Here is a 12,883-nt window from a genome sequence, read left to right as displayed (position 1 = left end):
CATACTAAGAGAATGACTAAGTGATTACAATGTAGTCTGCGCAGTCGGCGTTGCCAATTCGGTAGCGTAATTGTAACCATTACTAATAAGAAAGTAGGCGTTTTTGCAATACGCTGACTCAGTCATAACAAAACCTACGAATACTTAACCAAGCAGGCATGGTCATAAAATAGCTTTTTATTTAAAGTGTTTTCGTTGGAATGATAATTGAAGAAAAATTCTAAGCAAGAATAAAAAATTAATATCAATAATGGAGTCACAGATGAAAAATATCACTGAAGCGATGAACTGGCGCTACAGCACCAAAGAATTTGATACCCATAAGAAAATCTCAGCAGAAGATTTCCAAAGTCTAAAGGATATTTTGCGCCTCAGTCCTTCGAGTACCAACATTCAGCCTTGGCATTTTGTCATTGCTGATGATGAAGCTGGTAAAGCCCGAATCGCAAAAGGCACTGAGGGCATGTATGAGTTCAACAATGCCAAAGTAAAAGGTGCCTCGCACGTTATTGTATTCTGTAGCCGTGTCTATGCAGATGATGAGTTTTTGGATGACATCTTAGAAAAAGAAGATGCAGATGGTCGTTTTGCAGAGCCAAAATTTAAAGAGCAAATGCATCAGACGCGTAAAATGTTTTTAGACATTCGTCGTTATGAGCAAAAGGACGAGCCACATTGGTTGATAGAGCAATTGTATCTTAATATGGGCGCTTTGCTACTAGGAGCGGCAACTTTAGGTATTGATGCGGTGCCGATGGAAGGGGCTGATTTAAAAGCACTTGATGAAGAGTTTGATTTACGTAGCAAAGGCTACACCGCTGTGGCAGTCGTATCACTTGGTTATCGTAGTAAAGATGACTTTAACGCTGAGTTACCAAAATCACGCTTTGATGAAGAAACGATTATTACGAAAGCTTAGCCCATTATTAGCTAATCCAAAAACGGATTTAATAGATATATCTACTAAATACTATACGTAAAAAGTCTATCTAAGAGCCTCATAAACTGACCGTTTATGGGGCTTTTTTTATCGATATTTCCTTTGAAATAACGTTAAAAACTAAGGATAAAAAATATACCACCTATTAGCAGCGCTAACATTTCGATACTCTCGCAGATTAGAAACTACACTGGAATCCCTACAAAGTAAAAACAAAACAACTGTTTTCATACGTCATAATAAATTTATTAACGTTGTCATTTTGAAGCGTATTTCACCATTCCATTATATTCATCTGCCAGCGAGAAGCCAGCATGTCTACTTTGACCTTAACAATCAATAAGCAAGATTATCAGCTTGAAAATCTTGACGCTCGTACGACACTGCTCGACGTCTGTCGTCAGCACCTACAAATTACTGGACCCAAGAAAGGCTGCGATCACGGTCAATGCGGGGCATGTACCATGCTCATAAATGGACGACGGGTTAATTCTTGTCTGACACTCGCTGTTATGCATGATGGTGATGACATCACAACAATTGAAGGTATCGGAATGCCAGAGTCATTGTCGGCATTGCAGCAAGCGTTTAAAGACAATGATGCTTTTCAGTGCGGATATTGCACGCCAGGTCAGATTTGCTCAGCGACCGCCTTGATAGAAGAAGTAAAGCAAAATTGGCCAAGCCATGTGAGCACCGACTTAAAAAATCCTGATGGTCTCCTTGTACAAGAAATTGCTGAGCGCATGAGCGGTAATATCTGTCGCTGCTCAGCTTATCCAAATATTATCAAAGCCATTTCACAAGTGCTTGAAAGTCAGGTATCAGATAGTCAGGTTTTAGAGTCTAGTACTCAAACAACAGACAATACAGTGCAAAACTCAAGCGTGACAGGTATCTGGTCACCGCCACCGAGCGAGGCGCAACTTGGCAAAACCTCAGCGAATAACAAGACAGCAACTGCTACAACAGGAGGCCGCTCATGAAACGCTTTGAATACAGTCGTGCTGATGCACTAGAGCAAGCGGCCATATCTGCCAGTACTGAGGATGCGTCTTTTATCGCAGGCGGTACCAACTTATTAGACTTGATGAAATTGGAGATTGAAACGCCAATTAAATTGGTTGATATTACCCGTTTAGAATTAGAGCAAGTTGAATCTACTGCTGATGGTGGTTTGCGTATCGGTACGCTTGTAACCAACAGCGATTTGGCGGCACATCCTGAAGTTATTGCAAATTATCCAGTATTGTCCCGAGCGATTTTGGCAGGGGCGACTGGTCAGCTGCGTAATAAAGCAACGACTGGCGGTAATTTCTTACAGCGCACCCGTTGTTATTATTTTTATCAGACAGACAGCGCTTGTAATAAACGTGAACCGGGCACAGGTTGTCCTGCTATTAATGGCGAGAACCGTACGCTGGCTATTTTAGGCACTAGCGATGCCTGTATCGCTCAGCACCCATCTGACATGGCAGTGGCGATGCGCTTACTGGATGCCACTATCGAGACAGTCAAAGCTGACGGATCGACTCGTTCTATCAATGTGAAAGACTTTTATTGCTTACCGAAAGATACGCCGCATATCGAAAACGTATTAGAGGCAGGCGAGTTAATTACTCATGTTGTATTACCTGCACCTATCAAGGGTATGCATACTTATGACAAAGTGCGCGATCGCGCCTCTTATGCCTTTGCACTTGTGTCCTGTGCTGCAGTGATAGACGCTGATGATAAAGGCAATCTGAAAACGGTACGATTGGCATTTGGTGGTATCGGTACGGAGCCATGGCGTAATGAAGCGGTTGAATCACTGTTAACGGGTACCGATGGCAATAATGACGTTATCGCGCAAGCCGCCGATCTGTTATTGAATGATGCTAAAGGTAATGGTCAAAACGACTTTAAGATACCGTTGACGCGTCGCCTACTAAAACAAGTCATTCAGCGCGCACTAGCGGGCGAGGGAGCATAATCATGTCATTATTTGAATCAATCACTCAGTCAGAACCGACCAAAAAAATGACTATGGATGAGCCTGTTGAGTCTTTATTTAGCACAACAGCGAGCAAACTGGTCGGTAAGCCAATTAACCGTGTTGACGGCTCGCTGAAGGTTAGTGGTCAAGCGCCTTACAGTGCTGAAATCCATTTAGACAATAAAGCGTACGGTGTCTTGGTCGGTGCGACCATTGCCAAAGGACAAGTCGAAAATATCGATAGTAGTTCTTTAGACGGCATTCCTAATATTATCAAGGTCGTGACAGATCCTAAGCACTTCTTGCGTAATTCTCAGCAAGGCGGATTGAAAAAAGCCCCGAAGCAGGGAGCGACTGAGATTTTTTATCATGGTCAGCCTATTGCGGTGGTCATCGCTGAAACCTTTGAGGCAGCAACGGAAGGAGCGAATGCGCTTAAAGTCACTTATAAAGATGAGACTGACCAAGCGGCATTGAATTTTACCAAAGAGTTGTCTAACGCCCATGAAGTTGATGAGAAAAAAGGCTCTGACAAAAATTATGTCCAAGGCGATCCTGAGCAAGGATTGGCTGATGCTGAAGTAACACTTGATCGCTTTTATCATACGCCAAGTCAAAACAGCTCGGCGATGGAGCCACATGCGACATTGGCACATTGGGAAGGCGATAAGCTCGTTCTCTATACGGCTAATCAAATGCTGGCGTCTTGTAAGCAGCAAGTGATGGATGCGCTAGACTTAAATAAAGATCAAGTTCAATTAATTGCGCACTATGTCGGTGGTGGGTTTGGTAGTAAGCTCGGTATTGCGCCTGAATCTATTGCCGCTGCAATTGCGTCAAAAGAGCTTGGTCGTCCAATATTGATTACCATGACGCGTCCACAGGTGATGGAAGCGACAGTTAGACGATCAAACACTCGTCAGCGCATTGCAATCGGCTGTGATAAAAATGGCGTTATTGATACGTTGATTCACGATACTATTTCTAGTAATTTGCCAGACGAGGCGTTCTTTGAGCCAACTGCCTTGTCTACGCACTATCTATATAGTGGTAAAAACCGCCGTGTAAATTATGAAATGGTCGACATGAACCAAGTGCTATCAGGTTCGATGCGTGCACCTGGCGAAGCGGTCGGTATGATTGCCGTTGAATGTGCAATGGATGAATTGGCTGCGCAGTTAGACCTTGATCCTATAGAGCTGCGCCGCCGTAACGAACCTGAAAAAGACCCTAGCAAAGACATTCCATTTTCGACGCGCCAGCTGATTGCCTGTATGGAGCAAGGTGCTGAGCAGTTTGGTTGGAGTCAGCGCAACGCAAAGCCTGCTAGTCAATTAGAAGGCGACTGGTGGATAGGAACGGGCATGGCTGCCGCCGCACGTGGTAATCAGTTACAGTCTTCTGAAGCGCGTGCAACTTTGCAAATCGATAAGTCAAAAGCACTCGGTGTCAAAGCAGTCATTGAGACAGACATGACGGATATCGGTACGGGGTCTTATACAGTGTTTTCTCAGGTAGCTGCAGATTTACTAGGACTACCTATTGACCATATCGAGATGAAGTTAGGTGATAGTGCTCTGCCGCCTGCATCAGGTTCTGGTGGTAGCTGGGGTGCAGCAAGTGCAGGTAGTGGTGTCTACCTCGCTTGTGAGCAGCTGCGTGAAATGCTAGCAGCAAAAGTCGGCCTTTATCCTGATACAATTCAGCTAGACAATGGTCAAATTAAGCAAGTAGGCAAGCACGATTTGACAGCGGTAGAGACAGCCAAAGAGAATGGTCAAGCGTTTGCTGATAGCACTATTGATAAAATATCTGAAACGACCGGAGTCTCATTTTCAGAGAATGTATTAGAAGAACAGTCAGAATCAGAAAAATATAATTTTGACAATATAGAATCATATGCACTTGCTGACGTGGTAGCGGGCTATGAGGAGCAAAAAGTCAGTGCTAAAGGACAGATAAAACCAGGTAAAAATGGTAAAAAGTATCGTCAGTCTTCTTTTGGTGCAAACTTTGCTGAAGTAGCCGTGCATAAGGTGACGGGTGAGATTCGAGTAAAACGTATGACGGGTGCATTTGCCGCAGGTCGTATTCTTAACCATAAGACAGCAACCTCGCAATGCTATGGCGGCATGGTATTTGGTATTGGTTCAGCGTTAATGGAAGAAGTCATTCATGATAAACGTGACGGTCGCCTATGTAACCATGATCTCGCTGAATATCATGTGCCAGTCAATGCCGACGTACCACAGTTAGATGTGATATTGGTAGAAGAGGATGATCCTTATACCAACCCAATGCATATCAAGGGTATTGGTGAGACAGCTATTGCTGGTGCTGCCGCTGCGATTGCTAACGCTGTATACAATGCCGTCGGCGTACGTGTTTATGATTTTCCGATTACGCTTGATAAATTGCTTTATGAGATGCCAGAGTAATTTTTTAAGCCATATGTACGATAGGAACCCGCTTAATTAGCGGGTTTTTATAACTTAATCAGCTGTATATTTCGTCATTATCAAGAAAATAACTACCAAATAAGAGGCGTTATGAATCAGGTCGCTGACATTCTTAAGCTGGCAATCAAAGTCAAGCAACAAGGTATTGATGCTGTATTGGCAACGGTCGTACGTACTGAAGGCTCAGCATATCGCCGTGCTGGCGCGATGATGCTCATCTGTGAGGATGGTCGCTCAGTTGGGATGATTAGTGGTGGTTGCTTGGAGCCGCACATTATCAAACGTGCCTTTTGGCTTACTCGTAACGGTGCCAATGTGCAAGTTTATCAGACGGGTGATGATATTCAATATGCTGACGATGGCCAAGCGCAAGCGGGTGCGAGGGAAACTAAGTCTGATATATATGATGAGCCAGGTAGCGATTTAGATGACAGTTTAAATAGCGACTTAAATAACGGCTTAAATAACGGCTTAAATAGCGGCTTAAATAGCGGCTTAAATAGCGGCTTAGATGAAGCGGACTTTGATGAGCTAAATTTTGGATTGGGCTGTAATGGGCGAGTGCATGTATTATTTGAGCGACTAACGACAGCAACGCCATTGTTAGAGACAATCCGTAATGTTCGACGTACTCAGCAGCCGATTACTGTAGCGACTTTAATTCGTGCTAACGACTATCAGCATCAAGATTCCATATCGCAAAACAGTGATAATTTGCAAATTGGGATACGTATTAATTTAGATGAATACCGTAGTTTGGGAAGCGTTTCTGCACTAGGAAAAACAGCTCTTTCAAGCATACTTGCCAATACTGTAGAAGAATTAGCACAACATAAGCTGTCTGATAAAAATGCCGAATATGTGATAGTAGAAAACGGCGACGTAAATACAGAGTGGCTTGTGCAACGCCTGCAACCACAATTGCGTCTATTGATTTGCGGCGCAGGTAACGACGTGATGCCACTGGTGACCATGGCTAAACTACAAGATTGGCATGTGACAGTCGTAGACAGTCGCGCGCAATATGCGACGCGTATGCGGTTTCCTCAAGCGGATACTGTGATGTCGCTACCCTTAGAGGATAGTGAGACTTTGCTTAAGCTTAGTAGTAACGCAGCAGTTGCTTTGATGTCACACAGCTTGAGTCAAGATCGCGCTCGCTTAGCAATACTGCTTAAGCATTCAGACAATTATAGATACTTAGGACAGTTAGGGCCGCGCTATCGGACCGAACGGTTAATCAATGAAATCAGCATAAACCTTAGCAATCCTACTATGTTAGAAGCTGGCATTCATAAATTACATTATCCGATTGGTTATAAACTGGGTGGAGATGGTCCTGAGGCACTTGCGCTTGGTATCATGGCACAGATAAATGCCGTTATGCACGATCAAAACGCTTCAGTAAATGGTTCACACAGTAATTTCTCAAATATCTCAGCGGTGAGTAGCAATACAGATGCCAATACTGTCCAGAGTGGCGTATGAGCAAGAGTGCATTTACAGAAGGTGCTGAACATACAAAAAGTACTGAACAGCAGAGCCAAAACCATGCGGTCATCATCTTGGCAAGTGGCCTCAGTCAGCGTCTCGGTCAACCCAAGCAGCTACTCATTAAGAGTGGCAAGCCGTTGATTACTTATATGACTCGATTGGCAATAACGACCAATCCGCAAGTTATTGTCATTGTCATCCCTGATAACCATCGTTTGATTGCTAGTACGATGATAGAGTTGGCTAAGCAATATCCAACGGTTCAAATAGTGGTGAACTCACAAGCTGATACTGGTATGGCGCATAGTTTGAGTCTGGGTGTTGAGGCAATTGTTGCTTTTGAATCGACTTCAATCGATCGAGTGCTCATCATGGGAGTCGATCAAGTATTATTAGATGAGCCACATTTAACGGCTTTGTTAGCGGGCGAGCAGCCAGTAGTAGCCAGTCGCTATCACAGTTGGCAACGTTTAGAAACACATCAAAATCGAGATAAAACGGTATCTGATATCATAGGTCTGCCTTTGGCAATTGATTATAAACTGCTTAGACAGTGGCAGTCAGAATTGACAGGAGATAAAGGGCTTCGTCACCTAATTAGAGGGTTGCCTGCTGATCAAATAGGTGAGGTCGATAATGACCAACTTAGCTACGATATTGATACGCCCGAGCAGCTAGCATTTGCTAGAAGACATCGTTGGCTTGATAGCTAGCATGATTAATTTAATTGATTTTGAACAGTATTCATTTTGGACAATAAAATGCGAGAGAATAAAATTATAAATACGATAGAAACCGAACGACTGTACCTTAGACAATGGCAAGCGAGCGACTTTGCGCCATTCGCTGAGATGAATGCTAACTCTAGAGTAATGGAATACTTTCCTAAGTTATTAACTACTTCGATGAGTAATACTATCGCCAAAAAATGCCAGTCGCTGATTGATGATAATGGGTGGGGTTTTTGGGCAGTGAGTCTAAAAGAAACAGATACTTTTATCGGTATGGTTGGGTTAAATTATGCGCATGCCGATATGCCATTTTCTCCTGCTGTCGAGATTGCTTGGCGGCTACATAATGACTATTGGGGATTAGGGTATGCGACTGAAGCTGCCCGAGCATCTCTGAATTTTGCCTTTGTTGAGCTAGGGATTGAGGAAGTAGTTTCATTTACAGCAGTCATTAATAAGCGCTCACAATTGGTTATGGAGCGCCTTAGTATGACCAATACACAGGAGGATTTTTTTTACCCTATGCTTGAGTCTAATCATCGGCTCGCTGAGCATGTACTATACAAAATCACTCGACAGCAGTGGCAAGATGCTGTGCTTACTTAGTTGTATTGATGGCTGGCTTTTACTCTGTTTGGCTACTATTATCACGCGAAAACGTCAAAATATGTCCCTTAAACGGCAAATCTAGATAAGTAGTATTTTCAGGTTTTACATGCTTACTACTAAAGCCAAATTCAGTCATCTTATTGGTTAGCTTGTTTTTGCGACCTCGACCAGGATCGACCACGATGACTTCGCAAGTCGGCATAGCATGACGGTCAATGAACTCGGCTAATATGTCAATGTGTTGGTCTTCATAGAGCAAGTCACTGCCAATAATCATATCAAACTTGCCCAGATGGCTATTGTCCTCTGCCCAGTCTAAACGCTCAAAATTAATCTCTTTGTTATTATTCAGCGTGGTATTTTTATCAAGGAAATACTCAACCGTTGGATGATAGTCAGTCGCTGTGATGTCCGCATGTCTATGATTCAGTAGCAGACTAGAGAGCGCCATACCGCAGCCAACTTCCAAAATACGTTTACCTGCAATATCGTAATCGAGCATATGATTGGCTAGCACCAAGCTTGACGGCCATATCACCCCAAACATCGGCCAAGAAGCAGAGCAGATGCCAAGGTTTAACGCTTCGTCATCAGGGTCGCTAAATTGTTGATTGTCACGTAGTGTGCAAATATGAATGTCGGTATTGCCAATTTCAATCGTTTGATAACGCACGCGCACAGTGGTCAGCGAAGTCATAAACTGTCCTAAAAAATAAGCAAGAATGCAAGGTTTGGCAGGGGTTGCCGATTTCGGTAGGGTACAACGTTGAAAAGGATGGTTAAAATGTTGGAAGCTGTATAGATGTTTGAACAGTTAGAGGTTTGTGGCAACTTAAGTCGTGGCAAGAAAATACTTAAATGTGTGAGGAGAGTATGACCTAAATTCTGACAAGTTATTGTTAATTCTGAGAGTATTGTTATTGCTGCGTACAGTTAGCCGATATCAGAGAGTGATATAGGTAAGAATGGTACGAAAAAGATTTATATGAGAATAAGCGGTGCGCTTGATTTTAGCTAAGCACACTGTTTATTCTCGCGTAAAAGATTGAGATTAGGCATCAAATCAGTTGATACAGCGGAATCAACTAAGTGAGTTAAATCAGTTAAGAAACCTCCTTAGTTAAGAAACCTCAATCCAGAAGTTTTGAGTGCCCATACTAACTCTACAAAGGCACGACTGTTGGTCAGAGGTTCACCATCGATGATGAGAACGTAGCCGGCATTATCTATCCATAAAAATACAAAGCTGGTCTCAGGAATGAGTAGGTCAACCTGTTGAAAAAACGAGATTGCCTGACTCTCTACTGCCCACCCACGTTGCTTTTGGCGGAGCATAAAGCCTGAAAAATCAGCGGCGGCGACACTGAGCATGTCTGCTTCTTCTTGACTATAGCCAACTCGTGCCAAACAAAACCCTTCATCAGATCCAATCGCGGCTCGGCGTTTACCAGATAAGCTCGCCACGACATAAGGCAAAAACTGGTCCAATGGTAAGTTAGGCGCTGGTAAAAGTAGCGACAGCTTTTCAATCCAACCTTGTTCTATAAAGCTCTGTAGCCATTGTTCAGAATAACGCTGAAGCCAGTCAGCAGCGAGCAGTGTCTGATCATAAGACAGCAAATCCTGTAATGCCAACTGCTCATCAGTTGGTTCGTTCTGTGAAAACGCTTCGAAAATACCAGCTGGCGTCAGGGTAAGATAGGTTTTATCAGCATTTAAGTAAGAGGACATAGTAACTACCATTATGATAAAAGTGATTAATAAGTAACAAATTAAGCTTCTATATCGTTGAGTTCAAATAGTTTCGATACAAGGAAACCGAGCGTAAGTTATACATTAATATGCTTAGCGAGGATGACGATGTAGCGGATTTATATGGATTTGACTATAGTTTGATCGAGATGTTGTTGGCAGTTGTCCCAACGTGCATCGAACTGCCAATCACTTCTACCCAAGCGAAACCATACCAGCGAAAATGCGAGACGATCATTGCGCGCAGTACAATGGGCAAAAAACTCATTTTCGATTTGCTCAATCGTACCCCAGTCTTCGTCCTCACGCGCTTGCATCAGCTCAGTGGTGATGTCTTTAGCGATTTCTCGGGCATCGTCGCTGCTGATACGTAGGCGTTGCTTTTGCTCATTGAGAGAAGGGGATATCAGCACACTCCAACGAGTGGCCAACATACTATTGCGCTGGATATATCTTTTTTTATCAATGCAATCGCGAAAGCCTTGCTGGACATGAGGATACAAACGATCTTTGATACGAGTAAATAGGTTGTTTACATCATATGGGATATCAAACCAGCACCCATAAAAAAAGTCTGCCACTGCACCCTGTAGCGGTTCTTTCTCCGTCAATAACAAAGCTGCGTTGATACGCTGCTCATGAAAATGACGGTTGTTAGGAGCTAAAAACACTTTACGAGAGTAAAACCGAAATACTCGGTGCGCGACTCTTTCATTTTCTTTGATCAGGTCTGAATCAGACATAATAATACCCTCCTGTCATTGCTATCATTACAACGGTGCTTGCTTCAGTGATATGATGTCATACGACAAGCGATAATGTAATCCAGAGAAATAGCGCTTGATATCAATATAATGATTGAGCGACTAATCCAATAATGTCTGCATCAAATCAATCATAAATTCGGCATCTTCTTCGCTCATTGGCTCAAACCCTTGAGGCATGCCAAGCTCAGCCAAGGCCTCTTTACCATCTGCATCGTTGTGCAAATTCAGGATGGCTTCTAGGAAGATTTGTGCATCGGGAAAGTCTTCTTTAACAAGGAGTACATGGCTAATATCAGCCAAATCACTTTCGATAAGTACCGATAGCTGAGTTTTGGTCAAGCGTGAAAAGCTATGAAATATCTCTGCCAAGAAAAACGCGACTTGGGCTTCACCTTTGATGACTTTTCGGGCAGCCGCTTGATAGGTCTCGGTCACATCCCAGTTGAGATCAGAGGCTTCTATATCGACGGCTTCTAGCAATCGCAAGCCAATCAGTTTGACATCTCGGTTGTCGGCCATCGCGACAGTAGCCCCTGCTTGAATGTCTTCCAAACGGCTGATAGTGCTATTGGCAGCGGCTGCAATGATCATCTCGTCAGATTTACCGATAGGTCGGGCAATGGCTCGATAGCCTTGCTCGCGGATGAGAGTGGCTGCATCAAAAGGGTTGGCATAAATGATTTGAATGTCACCGGCACTAATGACCTGCTCTTGCTCAGCGTGAGAGGCAGGAATATTGAGATGCATGTTTAAGTTGGCACGTTTTTGAATCAAGGTGTTGAACATGTGCCAGCCTGCAAAGCGATCAGGCGAAAAATCAGGGGCGATTAACATATTGTGTGTCGTCATGACTTAGCCTTCCTCATCTTGTTTCATTTGGGCATATTGAATCATCGCCGCTTCAATTTTGCTGCGTGATGGTTTGCGTCGTACCGAGGTGTAGCCGACGGTTTCGCCGCGACGTACATTAGGCACTACAGTGGCATAGACCCAATAATGACTGCCGTCTTTGCATAAATTTTTGACATAGCCATGCCATTTTTGTCCAGACTCAGCAGTACTCCATAAGTCTTTATAGGCAGCTTTTGGCATATCAGGATGACGCAAAATATAGTGCTGTTGGCCAATTAGTTCATCTACATGATAGCCACTGATTTCGACAAAGGCATCGTTGACGTGAGTGATGATACCGTCGAGATTGGTACGCGAGACAATCAGTTTGCCGTCTGGGTAGGGGCGCTCTATACCAGTATCATATACAGTTCGTGAGGTGCCATCATGATAGGCCATCGTGATTTGCTCAGCAGGCATATCGGGTTTGTGTGCATCAGGGATTGGAGAACCCATGGTCATCTCCTTCGTTGATCGTTATATCGTCAATCCTCTATAAATTGGATACGGTGTCAGCCTTGCTTAGCCTACTACTTGTAGTGCTTTCACTAGGTTTTCTTATATTCAAATTATATTGAACCAACTATGGTTATAGTAATTAAAAGCTAATAAATTCGATAAGCAGTCGCTAATCAAATGAGCTTTGCCAACGCTTCTGAGGCGCGCTTAATATCTAGGAATATCAAGCCAAGCTTGGCATTGGGTTTTGCCATGATGGTAAGTACGGCTTCATCGCCTGATGAGGTCATGATGACGTAGCCTTTCTCGCCTTGAATCATAATGCGATCAATACTACCGCGTGCCAACTCGCGTCCTGCACGATCACCCAATGATAATAATGCTGCTGACATAGCACCCACGCGATCTTCATCCACGCCGGTTGGTAGAGCTGAAGCAATCATAAGACCATCGTTAGAGATTAGGGCAGATGCTTCAACATCTGCTGATGAACTGTTTAAGTCTTCCAATATCTGCTGAAATGAATCTGTACGCATATCGCTTTCTCTGTACTGGTGATTGGTTTTTTATTTATGAACTAATGAAGTTAGTCAAAAATATCCTTGTTTAAAGAAAGGTATTATAATTCCTTACTAGTAATATTGATATACATTTGCCCAATTAAAAGTAAATTTTTTGGACTTTTATGCCTTTTGTCATCAAATCATTACCCTCTATCTTTATTTTTTCGAGGAAAATGGTGATTTTTTATTATGTCTAGTCGATGAGCGGTTGAAGACCTAGCAAAATCCTTGGTATTTTTT

The 12,883-nt window shown here is 43.3% G+C and carries 13 protein-coding genes; 7 read left to right on the top strand and 6 right to left on the bottom strand.

All coding sequences use genetic code 11. The features are described from left to right. Positions 1–262: 262 nt before the first annotated feature. The 7 genes from nfsB (at position 263) to ACIGBM_RS09965 (ending at position 8,208) form a co-directional block, all read left to right on the top strand. Positions 263–919: an oxygen-insensitive NAD(P)H nitroreductase gene (gene nfsB / locus ACIGBM_RS09995; protein WP_397477648.1), complete on the top strand. Its 657-nt coding sequence runs from the start codon at positions 263–265 to the stop codon at positions 917–919. Between the two features lie 335 nt (positions 920–1,254). After that, on the top strand, positions 1,255–1,926 hold the full coding sequence (locus tag ACIGBM_RS09990) for a 2Fe-2S iron-sulfur cluster-binding protein (protein ID WP_397477647.1): 672 nt from the start codon (positions 1,255–1,257) through the stop codon (positions 1,924–1,926). Next, a complete protein-coding gene (locus ACIGBM_RS09985) occupies positions 1,923–2,915 on the top strand; it encodes an FAD binding domain-containing protein (RefSeq protein WP_397477646.1) in 993 nt (330 codons plus the stop codon). The genes ACIGBM_RS09990 and ACIGBM_RS09985 overlap by 4 nt, the downstream gene beginning before the upstream one ends. A 2-nt stretch (positions 2,916–2,917) precedes the next feature. After that, positions 2,918–5,356 carry a molybdopterin cofactor-binding domain-containing protein gene (locus ACIGBM_RS09980; RefSeq protein ID WP_397477645.1) on the top strand — a complete coding sequence of 813 codons (2,439 nt, stop codon included), beginning with the start codon at positions 2,918–2,920 and terminating at the stop codon, positions 5,354–5,356. A 111-nt stretch (positions 5,357–5,467) separates the two neighbouring features. Further along, positions 5,468–6,865, top strand: a complete 1,398-nt coding sequence (locus tag ACIGBM_RS09975; RefSeq protein ID WP_397477644.1) for an XdhC family protein — start codon at positions 5,468–5,470, stop codon at positions 6,863–6,865. Next, on the top strand, positions 6,862–7,584 hold the full coding sequence (locus ACIGBM_RS09970; protein ID WP_397477643.1) for a nucleotidyltransferase family protein: 723 nt from the start codon (positions 6,862–6,864) through the stop codon (positions 7,582–7,584). Before ACIGBM_RS09975 ends, ACIGBM_RS09970 begins: the two co-directional genes overlap by 4 nt. A 48-nt stretch (positions 7,585–7,632) precedes the next feature. Then, on the top strand, positions 7,633–8,208 hold the full coding sequence (locus ACIGBM_RS09965; RefSeq protein WP_397477642.1) for a GNAT family N-acetyltransferase: 576 nt from the start codon (positions 7,633–7,635) through the stop codon (positions 8,206–8,208). Between the two features lie 19 nt (positions 8,209–8,227). Here ACIGBM_RS09965 and ACIGBM_RS09960 read toward each other — a convergent pair whose 3' ends face one another. The 6 genes from ACIGBM_RS09960 to ACIGBM_RS09935 all read right to left on the bottom strand — a co-directional run bounded on the left by ACIGBM_RS09960 (position 8,228) and on the right by ACIGBM_RS09935 (position 12,616). Beyond that, positions 8,228–8,908 (bottom strand): class I SAM-dependent methyltransferase, encoded by a 681-nt coding sequence (locus ACIGBM_RS09960; RefSeq protein WP_397477641.1) that lies wholly within the window; start codon positions 8,906–8,908, stop codon positions 8,228–8,230. 419 nt (positions 8,909–9,327) lie between these two features. After that, positions 9,328–9,942, bottom strand: coding sequence for a hypothetical protein (locus ACIGBM_RS09955; RefSeq protein WP_165598498.1), 615 nt, complete (start codon positions 9,940–9,942; stop codon positions 9,328–9,330). A gap of 140 nt (positions 9,943–10,082) precedes the next feature. Further along, positions 10,083–10,706 carry a hypothetical protein gene (locus ACIGBM_RS09950; protein ID WP_102090408.1) on the bottom strand — a complete coding sequence of 208 codons (624 nt, stop codon included), beginning with the start codon at positions 10,704–10,706 and terminating at the stop codon, positions 10,083–10,085. A 123-nt stretch (positions 10,707–10,829) separates the two neighbouring features. Further along, positions 10,830–11,579, bottom strand: coding sequence for a PhnD/SsuA/transferrin family substrate-binding protein (locus tag ACIGBM_RS09945; protein WP_238052152.1), 750 nt, complete (start codon positions 11,577–11,579; stop codon positions 10,830–10,832). Positions 11,580–11,582: 3 nt separating this feature from the next. Continuing rightward, positions 11,583–12,077: a PAS domain-containing protein gene (locus ACIGBM_RS09940; RefSeq protein WP_397477640.1), complete on the bottom strand. Its 495-nt coding sequence runs from the start codon at positions 12,075–12,077 to the stop codon at positions 11,583–11,585. A 176-nt stretch (positions 12,078–12,253) separates the two neighbouring features. Continuing rightward, positions 12,254–12,616, bottom strand: a complete 363-nt coding sequence (locus ACIGBM_RS09935) for a roadblock/LC7 domain-containing protein (RefSeq protein ID WP_010201036.1) — start codon at positions 12,614–12,616, stop codon at positions 12,254–12,256. Between the last annotated feature and the right edge of the window lie 267 nt (positions 12,617–12,883).

The sequence above is a fragment of the Psychrobacter sp. NPDC077938 genome, from assembly GCF_044542635.1.
In the GTDB taxonomy this organism is placed as follows: domain Bacteria; phylum Pseudomonadota; class Gammaproteobacteria; order Pseudomonadales; family Moraxellaceae; genus Psychrobacter.
This window is presented reverse-complemented; position numbering and strand designations above follow the sequence as displayed.